General features: G+C 59.3%; 15 protein-coding genes and 1 pseudogene. 3 read left to right on the top strand and 13 right to left on the bottom strand.

The features are described from left to right. Nucleotide 1: 1 nt before the first annotated feature. From ACZ89E_RS10065 to phnD, 5 genes are all read right to left on the bottom strand, one after another. The gene (locus ACZ89E_RS10065; protein ID WP_169370323.1) at nt 2–1,297 is read right to left on the bottom strand and encodes an MFS transporter; all 1,296 of its coding nucleotides are present in this window, start codon (nt 1,295–1,297) and stop codon (nt 2–4) included. Nucleotides 1,298–1,422: 125 nt separating this feature from the next. After that, on the bottom strand, nt 1,423–2,514 hold the full coding sequence (gene psrA / locus ACZ89E_RS10060) for an iron-containing alcohol dehydrogenase PsrA (RefSeq protein WP_169370322.1): 1,092 nt from the start codon (nt 2,512–2,514) through the stop codon (nt 1,423–1,425). A gap of 136 nt (nt 2,515–2,650) precedes the next feature. Beyond that, nucleotides 2,651–3,469, bottom strand: a complete 819-nt coding sequence (gene phnE, locus ACZ89E_RS10055; protein WP_476255531.1) for a phosphonate ABC transporter, permease protein PhnE — start codon at nt 3,467–3,469, stop codon at nt 2,651–2,653. A gap of 2 nt (nt 3,470–3,471) precedes the next feature. Continuing rightward, entirely contained in the window at nt 3,472–4,269 is a 798-nt protein-coding gene (gene phnC / locus ACZ89E_RS10050) for a phosphonate ABC transporter ATP-binding protein (protein WP_169370320.1), read from the bottom strand. Continuing rightward, nucleotides 4,266–5,135 carry a phosphonate ABC transporter substrate-binding protein gene (phnD, locus tag ACZ89E_RS10045; protein ID WP_476255530.1) on the bottom strand — a complete coding sequence of 290 codons (870 nt, stop codon included), beginning with the start codon at nt 5,133–5,135 and terminating at the stop codon, nt 4,266–4,268. Before phnD ends, phnC begins: the two co-directional genes overlap by 4 nt. Nucleotides 5,136–5,244: 109 nt before the next feature. Between phnD and ACZ89E_RS10040 the strand changes: the two genes are divergently transcribed. Beyond that, nucleotides 5,245–6,123, top strand: a complete 879-nt coding sequence (locus ACZ89E_RS10040; protein WP_463260286.1) for a LysR substrate-binding domain-containing protein — start codon at nt 5,245–5,247, stop codon at nt 6,121–6,123. A 38-nt stretch (nt 6,124–6,161) separates the two neighbouring features. Here the strand turns inward: ACZ89E_RS10040 and ACZ89E_RS10035 are convergent, their stop codons facing one another. From ACZ89E_RS10035 to ACZ89E_RS10025, 3 genes are read right to left on the bottom strand one after another with little or no spacing between them, the layout of a single operon-like run. Further along, nucleotides 6,162–6,539, bottom strand: a complete 378-nt coding sequence (locus ACZ89E_RS10035; protein ID WP_476255529.1) for a hypothetical protein — start codon at nt 6,537–6,539, stop codon at nt 6,162–6,164. A 42-nt stretch (nt 6,540–6,581) separates the two neighbouring features. Beyond that, the gene (locus ACZ89E_RS10030) at nt 6,582–7,004 is read right to left on the bottom strand and encodes a DUF4952 domain-containing protein (RefSeq protein WP_476255528.1); all 423 of its coding nucleotides are present in this window, start codon (nt 7,002–7,004) and stop codon (nt 6,582–6,584) included. Further along, nucleotides 7,001–7,759 (bottom strand): hypothetical protein, encoded by a 759-nt coding sequence (locus ACZ89E_RS10025; protein WP_476255527.1) that lies wholly within the window; start codon nt 7,757–7,759, stop codon nt 7,001–7,003. Before ACZ89E_RS10025 ends, ACZ89E_RS10030 begins: the two co-directional genes overlap by 4 nt. A gap of 290 nt (nt 7,760–8,049) precedes the next feature. Between ACZ89E_RS10025 and ACZ89E_RS10020 the strand changes: the two genes are divergently transcribed. Together ACZ89E_RS10020 and katG are read left to right on the top strand one after the other, a co-directional pair. Further along, the gene (locus ACZ89E_RS10020; RefSeq protein WP_476255526.1) at nt 8,050–9,117 is read left to right on the top strand and encodes an NAD(P)-dependent alcohol dehydrogenase; all 1,068 of its coding nucleotides are present in this window, start codon (nt 8,050–8,052) and stop codon (nt 9,115–9,117) included. Nucleotides 9,118–9,447: 330 nt separating this feature from the next. Further along, nucleotides 9,448–11,731 (top strand): annotated as a pseudogene (gene katG, locus ACZ89E_RS10015) (catalase/peroxidase HPI). 462 nt (nt 11,732–12,193) lie between these two features. On the opposite strand, the gene ACZ89E_RS10010 reads toward katG, so the two are convergent. From ACZ89E_RS10010 to ACZ89E_RS09990, 5 genes are all read right to left on the bottom strand, one after another. Continuing rightward, entirely contained in the window at nt 12,194–12,808 is a 615-nt protein-coding gene (locus tag ACZ89E_RS10010) for a hypothetical protein (protein ID WP_476255525.1), read from the bottom strand. Between the two features lie 92 nt (nt 12,809–12,900). After that, nucleotides 12,901–13,107: a hypothetical protein gene (locus tag ACZ89E_RS10005; protein WP_476255524.1), complete on the bottom strand. Its 207-nt coding sequence runs from the start codon at nt 13,105–13,107 to the stop codon at nt 12,901–12,903. 60 nt (nt 13,108–13,167) lie between these two features. Next, nucleotides 13,168–14,190: an AbrB family transcriptional regulator gene (locus tag ACZ89E_RS10000; protein ID WP_476255523.1), complete on the bottom strand. Its 1,023-nt coding sequence runs from the start codon at nt 14,188–14,190 to the stop codon at nt 13,168–13,170. 236 nt (nt 14,191–14,426) lie between these two features. Further along, nucleotides 14,427–15,209: a methylmalonyl-CoA decarboxylase gene (gene scpB / locus ACZ89E_RS09995; protein ID WP_476255522.1), complete on the bottom strand. Its 783-nt coding sequence runs from the start codon at nt 15,207–15,209 to the stop codon at nt 14,427–14,429. After that, the gene (locus tag ACZ89E_RS09990) at nt 15,206–16,432 is read right to left on the bottom strand and encodes a CaiB/BaiF CoA transferase family protein (RefSeq protein ID WP_476255521.1); all 1,227 of its coding nucleotides are present in this window, start codon (nt 16,430–16,432) and stop codon (nt 15,206–15,208) included. The genes scpB and ACZ89E_RS09990 overlap by 4 nt, the downstream gene beginning before the upstream one ends. Nucleotides 16,433–16,436 lie beyond the last annotated feature (4 nt).

The following is a 16,436-nucleotide window of genomic DNA, read 5'->3' as shown; positions in this document are numbered from 1 at the left end:
CTCAGCGCCTGATGAACAGCGCAACCACCGCGCTGCAAAGGCACGCGGTAGTGACCACAAGGAAGATCAACGACGTATTGCCGGTACTGTCGAGCATACTGCCGATCAGCGGTTCCGCCAGGCCCGCAAACAGATAGGACGAAAAGTTCATGACGCCGGTTGCCGTGCCAGCACGTTTTGCTCCGACCAGGTCAGGGCAGAGCGCCCAGAAACTTGACGCAGGGCCGTAAACAAAGAACCCGCAGAGGAATAACGCGATAAGACCAGTGGCGCTGTGTGGCGCAAGCGTCCACATCCACAGGCTGGTGGCGGCACCGAGCACCATGTAGAGCATGATTGCCAGGTAGCGTTTGGAACCGAACAGTTTGTCCGAAATCCAGCCATTACTCAGCGCGCCGATAGCCATGCCTACCGGCAGGGCAACAGTGATCCACTTTGGATCGATCATGCTGTCGCCGCTCTTCCAGTTGGCACCCAGAAAGTGAACAGGTACCCAGACGATCAGGCCATAGCGAGCGGCGTTCTGGAAACCCAGGGACACGGCGGCAATGATCAAACGAAAGTTTTTCAGGACGGCTTTATAGCGTTGCGCAGAGGTCTCGACTTCGCCATGGGCCACTTCGTGATTTTTGTCATCGGCATTCGCTACACCGGTGTCTGCGAGCGGCTCGAAGCCCATATCCTGTGGGCGTTCCCGCGCCACCAGGTAGAAGATTATCCCGCCCGCCAGCATCAGCAGCACGGGCAACCGAAAGATCCAGCGCCACTCCAGATGCATCACCTCAAGCACCACGATCGAAGTCACGTAAGAGAGGACCGAGGCGCAACCGGCGGCGAACACGTATAAGCCATAGACCTTGCCGCGCTCGCCGGCACTCCACCAGTTGGAGATCAGCCGACTGCCCGGCGCCCACCCCAACGCCTGGAAATAACCGTTGATGCCCCAGGGCAGGATCAGTGCGGCAAAATTGCCGGCGAAGCTGGTCACCCAGTTGGCGGCGCAGGACAACACCGCACCGGCGGTCATAATGCGGCGACCGCCGTATTTATCGGCAAGGTTACCGTTGATGGCCTGGCCGATGGCATAAGCCCAAAGCATGGCGGCCGATGCCCAACCGAGGTGTTCCTTGGTAAAACCGAATTCGGCCTGGATGCCCGGAATGGCGAAACCGAAGGTTTGCCGACCGGTGTAGAAAAACAAATAACAGAACATCGCTGCCAGCAACATGCGCCATTGAGCGACTCGGAATGAGGCGGTGTGTACGGCCAGAGCAGGCATGGTTTGGGCACGATTCATGATCTTTTCCTTATTATTGTTCGCTCTCACCAGTTGGCGCCGGCGGATGCACTCTTTTGTGAGGGCAGTAGGAAATCGTCGCGGCTCGTCATGCCGCTGACAGTGCTTGTCGGGTGTTGGCAGGGCTACGCGGCTTGAGAGCCGATAAAGTTTTTGCCCCTTGCGCCCTGCATGGCGAAAAGAATCATTTGCTCGGCTTGCTCCGCCGTTACGCCATAGTCGGAAAATTCCGTTTTCACGCCCAGGCTATGCAGGAATTCACGCAACTGATCCTGAGCTTTGTCCAGGTCGTTGCCGAAAATTCGTTGAAGGGTACGGTCGCGCACTGCGTCGTGACCCCAGGCCAGTCCCAGCACCCGCGGCAATGTAAAGGAGCAGGCGATGCCATGCGGCAGGCCGTAGTGCAGTGTCATCTCGTAAGATATGGAATGGGCAAGGGCGGTTTTGGTGTTGGAAAACGCCAATCCGGCCTTGAGGGCGGCCAATGCCATGCGCGAACGCAGTTCCTTGTTGGAGAGATCACGATGCAGCAGCGGCAGGCACTCCAGGATGTCCGCAATGGCGGAGATGGCGAAGGTGTCCGAAACCGGATTGGCGTTGATGTTCCAGACCGACTCCAGCGCATGAGACAAGGCATCCAGTCCTGTAGAGACGGTGACGCCGCCAGGAACGGTCAGCATCAGCTCCGGGTCCACAATGGCGACTTTGGGCCAGGTGCATTCAAGGTGCAGCGAGTATTTTTTGTGGTTGGCCGAATCCCAGATCGTCGCCCAAGGCGTCACCTCGCTGCCGGTACCTGCCGTGGTGGGCGCCGCGATCAGTATTTTGCTGCGCGCCGGGACGAAGGGTTTGCCGGTTGCCAGCAACGCGAGCAATTCATCAAAATGCCCCGATTCAGTCCCCACGATCAACGCCTTGGCGGTATCGATGGCACTGCCGCCACCCACTGCGATGACCGCCTGGCATTCGCCGGCTTGCTGCCAGAATCGTTCATAGGTCTCACGTAGCTGGGCCACGTCAGGATTAGGCTGGACATCTTCAATCACATACACCAGACGGTCGCCCAGCAGGTCTTGAATGCGATCAACCAAACCCAGCCCACGCGCCTCGGGAAAGGTCACAAGGGCGACTTTTTGGTTTTCAGTGATGTTGGCAAGCTCAAGCAGGCTGCCCCAGCCGAATCGTGTATCAACGGGATTGTGGAATCGGGCAATCATGGCGGGTCCTTTGTTTTTGTTGTTGGAAGTGGCCCCATACTCGGGGCGCTTCAACAACAGCTCAAATCGATAGTTCGCAGGCATTAATCGGCTGAACCGATACTTGATTCAATCTGAGTGCTTGCTAGTGGCGTGTTTAGTTGTGAACGCCACGCTGGATCGCGTTGCGCAATCGACCCGACACCGCGTCAGCGACGATCACCATGAGCGTGATGACGATGATGCAGGTGGCAGTCTCCTGATACTTGAATAGTTTCAGGCTGCTCACCAGCTCAAAACCAAGCCCACCGGCACCCACCATGCCGAGTACGGTCGCCGAGCGTAAATTGACTTCGAAGCGGTAGAGGACCACTGCAATCCAGGCAGTGATGACCTGCGGCAGTACCCCAAAAACGATGACCTGCAAGGGCCGTGCGCCGGTAGCCTGGAGCGCTTCAATCGGGCCTTGGTCGATCTCCTCGATACTCTCGGCAAAGAATTTCCCAAGCATGCCCAGGCCATGCAACGCCAGCGCCAGCACGCCGGGGAAGGGCCCAAGGCCTACCGCCGAGACAAATATCAGGGCCAGAATCAGTTCATTTATGCTGCGAGCGAAATTAAGAAATTGCCGGGTCGCGTGGAAGACCAACCGGTTTTGGCTCAGGTTGCGGGCCGCGAGAAATGACAGCGGAATGGCCATCAACACGCCGAGCAATGTGCCCCAAATGGCAATTTGCAGAGTCTCCACGGCGGGCGCCAGCAGTCGAGGAAGAATGCTCAGGTCGGGTGGGACGGTGCGTGCAAGGAAATCACCAATTTGTGGCAACCCTGCCGCGAGTTCGCCCACGCTTAATTGCGCTCCCGTGGCACTCCAGTGCAGAGTCAGAATGACCGCCAGCACGATTGCGCCAGTGGACAGCCAACCACGCGGTCCGCGAGGCAGGCCCACCGTCCACAGATAACGTTGCTGTTTCATGCTCAAACCCTCAGTTGCGCGCAAGGGGTCACCCGCTCGCCCGCGCTCGCAGTGGTACCTTGGGCGTCCGTTGTCTGGCCGGGGTATATGCGCTGCAAGTCGTCTTCGGTCATGCTGGAAGCGGTACCGTCATACACAAGTTTTCCGTGGGCCAGGCCTACGATCCGGTCTCCAAACTCTCGGGCGTAATCAACCTGATGCAGGTTGCACAACACCGTGATACCCAGCTCCCGCGTGGCGTCGCGCAAATATTGCAGCACCAGGCGCGCAGTCTTTGGGTCGAGACTGGCCACCGGTTCGTCCGCCAGAATCACTTTTGGGCGTTGCGCCAGAGCACGTGCGATGCCCACGCGTTGCATCTGCCCCCCGGAGAGCGAATCGGTCCGTTCGCGGGCTTTATGCGCCAGCTCGACGCGCTCCAGGCACTGCATGGCCAACGCCACGTCCTCGCGCCGAAACAACTGCATGATCGAGGTGAGCGTTGATACAGCGCCCAAGCATCCGGTGAGTACATTCTTCAGTACGCTGAGACGTGGCACGACGTTGTGGTGCTGAAAGATCATCGCCGCCTGACGTCGCAGAACGCTGGTGTCGCGGCAGGCCAGTGCGTCAATACCTGCCACTGAGAGCGTCCCTGAATCGGCTTGGACAAGTCGGTTGATACAACGCAGCAAAGTAGATTTACCCGCACCGGACTGGCCCAGCACCACCACGAATTCTCCCGCTGCCACCTCCAGGTCGATCCCACGTAAAACCGGGTTTGATCCGTAGTGCTTGGTCAGTTGGCGGATGCTGATCATTTGAGCCTCCGCAAATCGAGATCGAGCACCTTGGCGGTTTCGCGCACGACGTCGTAAGCAGCATCGGTAGTGGGCTGAAAGCCATCCAGTTGGCCCTGGTCACCCCAAGGCACATCCTTGATCGAAGCCAGGGCAGCAGCGACTTTTTGCTTGAGTGCCGGGTTGAGGTTTTGCCGCCAGACCATCGGAGACTCCGGGATCGGACGAGAACTCCACACCACTTGGAATTCATCCTGCTTGACCAGTCCTCTGGCGACGGCGTTGGTCAGAATGCGGTCGGCGACTGCGGCTGCATCCACCTTCCGGTTGGCTACCGCGAGGATGCTTGCGTCATGGGAACCGGAGAAAATTACCCGCGAAAACAATGTTGCGGGATCAAAACCAGCCTGTTCCAGTCCAGCTTTGGGGAACAGATGACCAGAAGCAGAGCTGGGGTCGACAAACGCGAAGGTGTGATTCTTGAGATCTGACAATTCGTGAATGCCGCTGTCCTTGCGAGCAAGGATCAAGCTCTTGTAGGCGCTCTGCCCCGTTTTTTTGGTGACGGCTACCGCGAACGCTTCAACGTCTGCGACCGACGTTGCCAGAACATAGGAGAAAGGGCCGAGGTAGGCCACGTCCAGTTTGCCTGCACGCAGTGCTTCGATGATGCCGTTGTAGTCCGTGGCGACAAAGGGTTCGACTGGCATGCCCAGTTTGGCCTCAAGGCTGCTGAGCACTTGCTTGCTCGATTCGATCATCGCTTGGGAGTCTTCCGACGGGATCAGGCCAATTCTCAATTTTTCGTTCGCTCCCGCTTGGCAGACCGCGCTTATCGAGAGGCAGGCAATAGCGGCGATACGCAAGAATCTGGAGAAATTATTCATGGCATTCCAGGCAGTTGGTGGGAGTGGCCTCAGGCTAGAAATGTCACGTGACAGTCATACGATCAATTCAATATAGGTTTTCGCAGCTAAGTATTGATGGAGTCTATGGATGTCGACCGCCAAGATGCGTGCCTTCCTCGCCGTGGCACGTCACGGTAGTTTCAGTGCCGGCGCGCGGGCACTTGGGCTCAGCCAACCTACGCTCACCACACAAGTCCAGAGCATGGAGCGGCAATACAATCTAGAGCTGTTCCACCGTCGCGGGCGGCGCATTGAGTTGTCCGATGTCGGCCGGCAATTACTGCCAATTGCTCAGGCAATGGCTGCGCTGGATCTGGACGCGCACAACCTGCTGCGAGACTCCGGCCGGCTTGACAGTGGTCAGCTCAAGCTAGGGGCGGTGGGGCCTTTCCATGTAATCGAGATGGTCGACAACTACCTTCAGCAGCATCCTCGCATCGATGTTTCGATACGGGTTGGCAATTCGGCGCAGGTGCTGGCTGATCTTGAGAATTACGTGACGGATATCGCGGTACTTGCCGGACGGCACGATGATCCAGGACTCTGCGCCGTGCATTACGCACGTCACGCCATCATCCTGTTTGCCCACCATGAGCATCCTTTCGCAGAACGCGATTCAGTACGACTTGAGGAGTTGGAGGGGCAGCGGCTGTTGCAACGAGAGCCCGGTTCCACAACTCGTCTGGTCCTGGAACAGGCCTTGATGGCGGCGCAAGTTGTGCCGCGCATCGCCATGGAAATCGGCAGTCGCGAGGCACTGCGTGAAGCCGTCGTGCGTGGGATCGGGCTGGGGGTGGTATCTGAAGCGGAGTTCATCGCCGATCCGCGTATTCGCACGATCCGCATCGAAGGGGATCCGCTCTACACCGAAACCTTTCTTTATTGCTTGGCTGAGCGTCGCTCCAGTCGACTGATCACATCATTTTTTGATGTGGTTCTTTCGGCGGAGGTGAACAGCTCACATTAGTTTGCCGAGTATTGAACGTCCGCTTTTCGCCGACTCCTTTATTGATCCCCTATCGGATAATGCTCAATCCGACACGCATAACTATTGCCATCGCCCTTACACACCCCATCCAGATACCGATAGTCAACCCGCACCGACTGTCCCTTTTTAGGCCACTGTCGCCGTGGCAGCGGGTTTTGATAATCAGGTTTTTCCGGAATGAACGTGACAGTCGCCCCAACTTCAGGGCATTCCACGGTGTTTGATACCGGGCTGACTTTCAGGATTCGGGCCTGTAGCTGGGGAGAGGGTTGTTTCAATACATCGGTAACCAGCAACTCCAGACTGCAAATTTGCCATGCGGCGGCGTGTACGGAGTCGCACATTACTAAGAGCGTTAAGGCAAACAGCACCGAGGGCGTGACACGGTTTTTCATGATTGCGTTTGCCTGCCTTGGACGCATCGAATCATCGGGCGATTAAATCTCTTCGGTGTCGAGCGACACGTTGATGTAGAAGAACTTTATATCGGGCCACAATTCGCGCTGGTTGATGGGCGTTTCCTCAGAAGCCATGACGAAGCTATACCCGAGATCTGTTTTTTTATCGCGATAAAAATAGGGCATGGAGTCCCAGACGCAGCAGTAAAACTTGAGTGGGGGCAGGGCAAAGCGTTGGGTCATGTAGCGCTCGGCCTTGAGCGCGTCAGCACCGGTTACGCGGTACTCGGCAACCAAGGGTTTTCCCTGTCGGTCCGTGGCTTGAGTGCATTGCAGAAATTCTACAAAGGCAGGTTTGTCACTCATCTTCGCCAGAAAATCCTCGCAGCCGGTTGCCGCGCTTGCCCAGCTCGACAGCGTGCACAGGACGAGTAAAAGCAGTCCGCGAATAAATCTGTTCACGTCTTCTCCGTCTTCTCCGTCTTCACTTTCTGCGCCAAATCCCCTGTCACCCCCGCCGTGATCACCCCGGCGCCCGGAGCCAGGTGAGTGACGGTGCTCGTCACGCTGGTGGTGATGTTGCGCGTATACGCATCAATCGCCACGCCCCCGCGCATATGCGCCGAGACCATTTGCGGCGAGATGACGCTGCGGGTGATGGTGGAGCTGACGGTGCGGAACAGGTTACCCAGGGCCGATACGATGGAGATGATGGTGAGGGCGGCGAAGGGAATGGACAGCCACATGACGCTCATCTTGAACAGCGCATGTTCGGTGGAGTAGCCGTTGAGGCTGCGGCAGTAGAGCACCGAGGCGATCAGGTAGGCGCCGGCCAGCGCCGCGATGGCCATGGGGTCGCGGATGTCGAAGGCCAGGCGTGCGCACAGCAGGCCGTAGATCACCAGGCTGGCAAGCACATCCGGGAGCAGGCTTTTCAGACCTTCCAGGGCTTTGGAGATGTTGTAGATCACGAAGCCGATGATCACGATCCAGCCCAGCACGGGAATGATGCCGATGGCCATGACGAGTATTGAGAGCAGCAGGCTTTTGATGATGCCGTGGTGCAGGTTGTGCCTGATCAGGTAGAAGACGAAGTAGCCGAAGGAGAACAGCGCGATTAACGCGAGGGAGCCCAACGCGGCTTCACGCGGGAGAAAAAAACTCAGGCCGCCCACCACCATCATGAAGGCCAGGCAAAGGTAAGCACTTTTGTTCATCGATGTTCGTCCGTGATCGGGAAGCAACCCGGGTGTTGTTCCGTTGGGCGTGCATGCTACTAATTCGCCATTACTTTTGTCGAGTTCGGCGGGATTAGGCAATAAATCAGCAGGATGGGGTCATCGGCCATGACGGCCCCGGTCTTATCCTGTGGGCAACGCGGTGCAACGCAACCGCCAGGATTGCTGAACGGTCGGTGATCAATGGATTGCCACTGTCATCCACTTGAACGATTCAGCACCTACGCTACTCCTCTGATATTCAACATCCGACTCAAAAGGCGATCGCAATGACCAAGACTTACAGCTACGCCGCGAAAGACCCCAAGGATTCGCTCAAACCTTTCACCTTCGAACGTCGCGCCCCGGGCGCCGATGATGTGCAGATCGATATCCTCTATTGCGGCGTGTGCCATTCGGACCTTCACACCGTGAAGAACGAGTGGCACAACACGTTGTATCCCTCCGTACCGGGCCATGAAATTGTCGGTCGGGTGACCGCCGTTGGCGCGAATGTCAGCAAGTTCAAGGTGGGCGATCTGGCGGGCGTTGGCTGCATGGTCGACAGCTGCCAGCACTGTGCGTCGTGCGCCGAAGGCGAAGAGCAATACTGCGAGAGCGGCTTCACCGGCACGTACAACGGCCCGGTGTTTGGCGGCGAAAACACTTTCGGCGGCTACTCGGACAATATCGTGGTCAAGGAGAAGTTCGTCCTGCGCATTTCCCATGACAACACTAACCTGGCCGCCGTCGCGCCGCTGCTGTGTGCCGGCATCACCACCTATTCGCCTCTGCACCACTGGAAGGTCGGGCCAGGCAAGAAAGTCGGCGTGGTCGGCCTCGGTGGCCTCGGGCACATGGCGGTGAAGATCGCCCATGCCATGGGCGCGCATGTGGTGCTGTTCACCACGTCGCCGAACAAGCGTGAAGACGGTCTGCGCCTGGGCGCCGATGAAGTGGTGGTGTCGAAGAACCCGGATGAAATGGCCAAGTTCGCCAACACTCTGGACTTCATCCTCAACACCGTGGCGGCGCCCCATGATCTGGACGCGTTCCTCAATCTGCTCAAGCGCGATGGCACGATGACGCTGGTCGGCGCGCCGGACAGTCCGCATCCGTCGCCGTCGGTGTTCAACCTGATCTTCAAGCGCCGCAGCCTGGCCGGTTCGTTGATCGGCGGGATTCAGGAAACCCAGGACATGCTGGATTTCTGTGCCAAACACGGGATTGTCTCGGACATCGAGATGATCAACATCCAGGACATCAACCAAGCCTATGAGCGCATGCTCAAGGGCGATGTGAAATATCGCTTTGTGATTGATATGGACAGCCTGAAGAAAGAAGCCAACGCTGCTTGATGGATCGCCCCTCGGGTTTGACCCGAGGGGCCTTTCAGCCTCCCCGCAAAAGATTCTCCCTATCACGCCCTAACACTGCCGCTATTAGCAGTCCTCCCCAGACGGTCTAGTCTTACCGTTGCGCTGGCGTACGCTGGCCGATTAATACCTGATAACGAGATAAGAAAGAGTCACAGGCTTGCCGTGGGCCCGTGTGCTGGCGGATCGTTCGCCAAACCCCTGAGTTCCCGTGTGGCCACACAGAGCAGTTGATCGAACTGCCAGGCCCAGCAGCCTATGTCTTTGATTTCGCTCATTGCTATTGCAGGCCTAGCCGGGCCGGGTAGCTGGATGAACACGACCAAAGGTAGCTATTACATGGCAACTGAATCGAAATGCCCGTTCAATCACGCCGCTGGCGGTGGCACGACGAACCGCGACTGGTGGCCGAACCAACTGAACCTGAAGATCCTGCACCAGCACTCGACCCTGTCTGATCCCCTGGATGAGGGCTTCAATTACGCCGATGCCTTTAAAAAACTCGATTTTGCCGCAGTGAAGGCGGACCTGAATGCGCTGATGACCGACTCGCAAGACTGGTGGCCGGCGGATTTCGGTCATTACGGGCCGTTTTTTATCCGCATGGCCTGGCATGCCGCCGGCACCTATCGCACCGGTGACGGGCGGGGCGGAGCCGGGTCCGGGCAGCAACGTTTCGCGCCGCTCAACAGTTGGCCGGACAACGTCAGCCTCGACAAGGCGCGCCGGCTGCTGTGGCCGATTAAGCAAAAATATGGGCAAAACATTTCCTGGGCCGACCTGATTGTCCTCACCGGCAACGTCGCACTCGAATCCATGGGCTTCAAGACCTTTGGTTATTCCGGTGGACGCGCTGATGTCTGGGAGCCGGACGAAGACGTGTACTGGGGCTCGGAAAACAAATGGCTGGGCGGCGACACCCGCTATGACAAAGGGCAGAAACCGGTGCAAGCGCCCGGCGATGTGCCACTCGTGGCCGAGCCCGGAAGAAATGAGGACAGCCGTACCGATCACGGACGCAATCTGGAAAACCCGTTGGCCGCTGTGCAAATGGGCCTCATCTACGTCAACCCTGAAGGCCCGGAAGGCGAGCCAGACCCGGTCAGGTCCGCCATCGACATCCGCGAAACCTTTGGCCGCATGGCCATGAATGACGAAGAAACCGTGGCGCTGATCGCCGGTGGGCCACGCCTTCGGTAAAACCCACGGCGCCGGGCCTGCCGACAACGTCGGGGCCGAACCGGAAGCGGCGGGCCTCGAACAACAAGGCCTGGGCTGGAAGAACAGCTTCGGCACCGGTAAAGGCCCCGACACCATCACCAGCGGCCTGGAAGTGACCTGGACCACCACACCGACCCGGTGGAGCAACAACTACCTGGAAAACCTGTTCGGCTTCGAGTGGGAGCTGACCAAAAGCCCGGCTGGCGCGCATCAGTGGACGCCGAAAAACGGGGCGGGCGCGGGGATTATTCCGGACGCGTTCGATCCGGCGAAACGGCGTAATCCAACCATGCTGACTTCGGACCTGGCGCTGCGTTTCGACCCGATCTATGAACCGATTTCCCGGCGTTTCCTGGCCAATCCCGACCAGCTCGCCGACGCGTTCGCCCGCGCCTGGTACAAATTGATCCACCGTGACATGGGCCCGCTCTCGCGCTACCTCGGCCCGGAAATGCCCGCCGAAGAATTGCTGTGGCAAGACCCGATCCCGGCGCTCGACCATGAAGTGGTCAACGACAGCGACATCGCGGCACTCAAGGGCAAACTCCAGGCCTCGGGGCTGAGCGTCTCGCAACTGGTGTCGACGGCTTGGGCGGCGGCTTCGACCTTCCGTGGCTCCGACAAACGCGGCGGCGCCAACGGTGGACGCCTGCGCCTGGAACCACAGAAGTCCTGGCAAGCCAACCAGCCTGGGCAGTTGGCGAGCGTGCTGGCGAAACTCGAAAGCATCCAGCGCGAGTTCAACAGCGGCGGCAAGAAAATCTCCCTGGCCGACCTGATCGTGCTGGCCGGCAGTGTGGGTGTCGAACAAGCCGCGAAAAATGCCGGCCACAGCGTGACCGTGCCATTCACGCCGGGGCGGATGGACGCCTCGCAAGAGCAGACGGATGTGGAATCGTTCGGCTTCCTCGAACCCATAGCCGACGGCTTCCGCAACTACCTCAAAACCCGCTACCGCGTACCGGCCGAGGCGTTGCTGATCGACAAGGCGCAACTGCTGACCCTCACCGCGCCCGAAATGACCGCGCTGATCGGCGGCCTGCGGGTGCTCAACACCAACGTCGGCCAGACCAAACACGGCGTCTTCACCCAACGGCCGGAAGCGTTGACCAACGACTTCTTCACCAACCTGCTGGACATGGGCGTGGAGTGGAAGCCGACGTCGGAGGCTCAGGAAGAGTTCGAAGGACGCGACCGCAAGACCGGAGCAGTGAAATGGACCGCGACCCGGGTTGATCTGGTCTTCGGCTCGAATGCGCAGCTGCGGGCGCTGGCGGAGGTGTATGCCAGCAGTGATGCGAAGGAGCGGTTTGTGAAGGACTTTGTGGCCGCGTGGGTCAAGGTGATGAACCTGGATCGGTTCGACGTGAAGTGATGTAAACGGCGAGAGAGCCCGCTGAATCAGCGATGGTCAGCGGGTTTTCTTTGCTCCGTGTTCACGCACACCTGTAGGAGCAAAGCTTGCTCGCGAAAGCGGCGTGTCAGTCGAAATCTATGTTGGATGTGCCGCCGTCTTCGCGAGCAAGCTTCGCTCCTACACAGAGCGCAGTGATCTGATCCGTATTTTCTCGCGCCATCTGCCTCTGTAACGAGATCAGCCACAGTCCCACAATGCCTCACCGGCCCGGCCGCCTGGGATCAACACATCTCACTGCGCCTGTTGCGCCGCAAACTCAAGTAGTAGGAGGCCTTATGGCTAAGATGGCGTTTTTCCTGGGTGGGTTTCTGGTGCTGACTGTCTTGATTGGTGCCTTGGCCACGATCTCTCCAGTGTGAGAACAAAAAAGCCCGCTGAACCGGTGACGGTGAGCGGGCATTTTTGTGGGTGGATTTCGGGTTACTCGTCGCCGTACATCAACGCCAGTTGGCTGATCCACTCGTCAGTCGCCGCGTACCGCACGAAATAGGCGTTCTTTTCTGCTGCGTTCAAACCGCTGAAAAACGGCAGGAAGTAGCCGTCGTTGTAGTACCCGTTCGCCCCTTGCATCGCGCCGCCCCACCACGCAGGGTTGTACCCCTCGAACGCGACCCATGGCGCAGGCACGGCGAAACGTTCACGACGAATGCTGTCGAGGAAGTCGACGCTATTTGTCACCAGCCGCACGTGGGTGGCATTGAAGGCTTCGTCGGATAGGAGACAGAGCAGGCGATGGGTTTTTTCGGTGTTTGCGTATTGCTTGACCACCGCATCGTTGAACGGTTTTTGCGTCTCGTAGTGGAATGCTGATTCCACGAGCGCCCAAAAATGATGGGCGTCTTCCTTGTCGATTAAAAACGAACAGTAGTAGGCCGGGACAGCGATGTTCTCCAGGGATACCGCTGGCGGATAGTCAGCCGGAAGGCGTGCCAGAGGCTCGGTAAAAACAACCTTCAATTCGTCCCGGGAATACCCGACGACCTGTTCCTTTGGGGCGGGCCTTGCGAGGGCTTTGAAACGACTGAAAAGACTCACTGCTTACCTTCGATCCTTCTAATTTCCGCTGTGGCGGCTGAGTAAACCTGTGGCAAGGGAGCTTGCTCCCCCGCCACAGGCGGGCGTTCTATCTAGTTGCCGTCCGCCACGTTGCGCTCAATCTCATCAATTTTGCGCTGCAGCTCTTCGGCATCCTGCTCTTTAACCCGGGTTGAGGACGGCGTGATGGTTTCATCCACGCCTCGGGTATCGCTGTCCTCGTCCTCAAGATCCCGCTCAACCACATTGACGGGTTTGCCAGATGTATCGGTGGGCATTGCTTTCGATTCATTGTTCATTTCGCATACCTCCATGGGCCTAATCATTGGAGGCGCTGATATCGCCGGAGTTCGAGATTTCTACAGTTCACTCTCGCGCCAGCGTCGCGCCTGGACGATCAGCGCCGGTGCAAAGTGCAGCATTACCATGCGCACCAGATGATGGGTCAGGATAAACACCACATTCAGCCCGCCACTGAACGCGACGATGGCGATGGTTTCGATGGCGCCGGGCATGTAGGCCATCCACAGCGACAGCGGATCGCTGCCCAGCACCCGCGAGGCCGCCACGGCGAAGGCGGCGGCGATGAGGATCATCAGGGCGACGGACATCACCCCGGAGCGGCCATGGCGTACCAGGTCCGGCAGGGAAATGTCCTTGAATTTCGAGCCGATCAGCACGCCGAGGATGACCGTGGCGAAATTGACGCTCCATGACGGCATCTGGAACTCAGCCAGCCAGCCCAGCTTGAGGTAGGTGCCCGTGGCGACAATGGCGGTCAGCATGAACGGTGCCGGGACGCCAATGCGCAGCAGCAGGCGACCGACGCCGATGCACACGGCGATCAGCGACAGCACGGTCAGCAGGGTGCTCGCGACCAGCGGGGTGTCTTCGGCGAGGACCAGGCTGGTTTGCGCAGGGATGAGGAAACTGACCAGCACGGTGATCGACAGCAGTCGCACCAGGTGCACGACGATCACTTTGCTGGACGCGCGCTCGGACTCCAGCAAGTCGAACACCGCAGCGAGGGCACCGGGGTAGACGGCGAGCAGTGAGTCCTTGAGGTTCCAGCCCGACACCTTGAACAGCCAGAAACCGGCCACGCTGATTTGCACGGCCAGGCACAGAAACAGAAAGCCCAGGCTCGGCAACAGGGCGGCGGCGGTGTGGCTGTCCCAGGCTTTGAACATCAGGCCGGTGGCGATCCCCAGCACCACTTGCACGTAACCGAGGCCCAGGGGCAGGGTGGGCGCAACGTTCAGGTTGCTGACGATCAGCGCTGTCGCGAGTATCGAGCCGAGCAACAGGCCATGGGGAACGCCGGCAGATTGCAGCGCCGCGCCGACGCCCGTGGCGATCAGCAAACACAGGAGGGTTTTCATGAGTCGTCCTTGAGTCTAGTTGTTACCCAATGTTTCAAACCATGCACGTTCTCCCATTTACCGCGTGCAGCGTCAAGCAGAAGGCGCTGCCTCCGGCCGATCTGTATGTTCAATCGGTTTCGATGAGGGCGTCAAAAATGCGCTGGTTTTAAGGGCCTCTTCGCGGGCAAGCCTCGCTCCTACAGGTTTTGTGGTGGCCGCGGGATTTTTGAACACCGCGAAACCCAACGCCTGATTTATTGCCCGCTAAACACCGCCCCCCTGCGCTCGGCAAACGCCGCCAGCCCTTCGCCAAAATCGGCACTCTCACACGCCTGTCGTCGCAACTCGGCAATCTGCTCCATCGCCTGCACCGGCAGCGGTTGCAGGTCTTCCAGAATCCGCAGCTGTTCCTTCACCGCGGCCACCGCCAGCGGTGCCTTGGCGGCGATGCCTTGGGCCATGTCCAGCGCCGTCGCTTCCAGTTCAGCGCTATCGACCAGTCGATTAATCACGCCGAAGCGTTCGGCCCGCTGGGCATCGAGTTTCTGCGCGGTGAAGAACATTTCCTTGAGCACATGAATCGGCAAATTATTGAAGAACCGCAGCAAGCCGCTGGTGGTGTACGGCAAGCCGATGTTCACCGGGGTCATGGCGAAACTGGCGCTGTGATCGGCCACCACCAGGTCGCAACTCATGGCCAGATCCACCGCGCCGCCCCACACGGAACCTGAGATCAGCGCGATGACCACGCCGGGGTAGGCGCGAATTCGGCGCAGCACTTGTTCGAGGGGCTTGCCGTAGGCAATGGGGTCGCGGTCATGTTGCAGTTCGCGAATATCGTGGCCGGCGCTCCACACCGGTTGCCCGACTTCGCCGCCGAGAATCACCACGGGGATGCGGCGGGCGGCGAGGGCGACGAGGCTTTCGTTGAGGGCATTGAGCAATTGGGCGCTAAGGGCATTGCGGTGGGTGGGATTACTAAAGACCAGTCGGGCGATGCGCTCATCGACGTGGTGGACGGTGACGGTCGAATTCATTGGGCAGTTCCTGTGGCGTGTGTGGGTGAATCGTTGGTGTCCTGGAACACCACGTTGGCGGCGAGCAGTGCGTTGATCGAAGCGTTATCGAAACCCGCCTCGCGCAGCACTTCAAGGGTGTGTTCGCCGAGCAGCGGCGGTGGGCGGCTGGCGGCGCTTTCGGTGGCGCTGAACACCGGCGTCACCACTTGGCGCACGGCGCCGAGGGTCGGATGCGTAACGATTTCGGTCAGTTGGCTGTGCAGCACTTGCGGGTCGTCGAATACTTCGTCGAGGGTGTTGATCGGGCCAGCGGGCAGGCCGGCTTCAATAAACAGCTCGGTCCACGCGTGTTTGCTGCGGGTTTTCAGACGGCTTTCGAGGATCGCTTTCAATTCTTCCCGACGCTCGACCCGCGCCTCATTGCTGGCGAAACGCGGATCGTCCGGCAGCGACGGCAAGTCGAGCAACACGCACAAGCGGCCCCACATGGCCGAGGTGATGGGTGCCAGATTCAGCGGGCCGTCCAGCGTCTGGAACACGCCATACGGCGCGATCACTGAATGCGCATTGCCGGTGCGGCGCGGCACGTCGCCGAGGCTGAGATAACGCTGGCCGTGCACACTCAATAACCCGACCAGACTGGCCAGCAACGAGGTGCTGACATGCTGGCCGCGCCCGGTCGTCGAGCGCTCCAGCAGGGCGGCCAACACCGCCGTCACCAGCCACATGCCCGAGGTCAGATCGCCAATCGCGGTGCCGGTGCGGGTCGGGTCGCCGTCGACAAAACCGGTCAGGCTCATCAGTCCCGAATAGCCTTGGGCGATCTGGTCGAAACCCGGCCAACGGCTCATCGGCCCGTCGGCACCGAACGCGTTGATGCTGCCGAGAATCAGCCGTGGATTGCGCGCACTGAGCACGTCGTAACCGAGGCCCATGCTCTCCAGCGTGCCGGGTTTGAAGTTCTCGATCACCACGTCGGCGTCGTCGATCAGGCGCTGGATCGTGGCCAGGCCTTCGGGGTGGCGGAAGTCGATGCACATCCCGCGTTTGTTGCGGTTGCACGAGAGGTAATAAGTGCTGACGCCACGGTCGAACGGGCCCCAGGTGCGGCTCATGTCGCCGCTCGGGCCGGGCTCGATCTTGATCACGTCGGCGCCGAGGTCGGCCAGCACCATGGTGCAAAACGGCCCCGAGAGTGCGCGGCTCAGGTCGACAATCTTGATGCCTTGCAAAGCTTGCATGGGA

It is taken from the genome of Pseudomonas sp. TE3899, assembly GCF_056279105.1.
This window is presented reverse-complemented; position numbering and strand designations above follow the sequence as displayed.

What these genes read in the sequence shown, in the direction of transcription:
- ACZ89E_RS10065 (WP_169370323.1), bottom strand. Translation starts at nt 1,297, where the DNA reads ATGAATCGTGCCCAAACCATGCCTGCTCTGGCCGTACACACCGCCTCA.
- psrA (WP_169370322.1), bottom strand. Translation starts at nt 2,514, where the DNA reads ATGATTGCCCGATTCCACAATCCCGTTGATACACGATTCGGCTGGGGC.
- ACZ89E_RS10035 (WP_476255529.1), bottom strand. Translation starts at nt 6,539, where the DNA reads ATGAAAAACCGTGTCACGCCCTCGGTGCTGTTTGCCTTAACGCTCTTA.
- phnD (WP_476255530.1), bottom strand. Translation starts at nt 5,135, where the DNA reads ATGAATAATTTCTCCAGATTCTTGCGTATCGCCGCTATTGCCTGCCTC.
- ACZ89E_RS10000 (WP_476255523.1), bottom strand. Translation starts at nt 14,190, where the DNA reads ATGAAAACCCTCCTGTGTTTGCTGATCGCCACGGGCGTCGGCGCGGCG.
- ACZ89E_RS10005 (WP_476255524.1), bottom strand. Translation starts at nt 13,107, where the DNA reads ATGAACAATGAATCGAAAGCAATGCCCACCGATACATCTGGCAAACCC.
- scpB (WP_476255522.1), bottom strand. Translation starts at nt 15,209, where the DNA reads ATGAATTCGACCGTCACCGTCCACCACGTCGATGAGCGCATCGCCCGA.
- phnC (WP_169370320.1), bottom strand. Translation starts at nt 4,269, where the DNA reads ATGATCAGCATCCGCCAACTGACCAAGCACTACGGATCAAACCCGGTT.
- phnE (WP_476255531.1), bottom strand. Translation starts at nt 3,469, where the DNA reads ATGAAACAGCAACGTTATCTGTGGACGGTGGGCCTGCCTCGCGGACCG.
- ACZ89E_RS10020 (WP_476255526.1), top strand. Translation starts at nt 8,050, where the DNA reads ATGACCAAGACTTACAGCTACGCCGCGAAAGACCCCAAGGATTCGCTC.
- ACZ89E_RS10025 (WP_476255527.1), bottom strand. Translation starts at nt 7,759, where the DNA reads ATGAACAAAAGTGCTTACCTTTGCCTGGCCTTCATGATGGTGGTGGGC.
- ACZ89E_RS10040 (WP_463260286.1), top strand. Translation starts at nt 5,245, where the DNA reads ATGTCGACCGCCAAGATGCGTGCCTTCCTCGCCGTGGCACGTCACGGT.
- ACZ89E_RS09990 (WP_476255521.1), bottom strand. Translation starts at nt 16,432, where the DNA reads ATGCAAGCTTTGCAAGGCATCAAGATTGTCGACCTGAGCCGCGCACTC.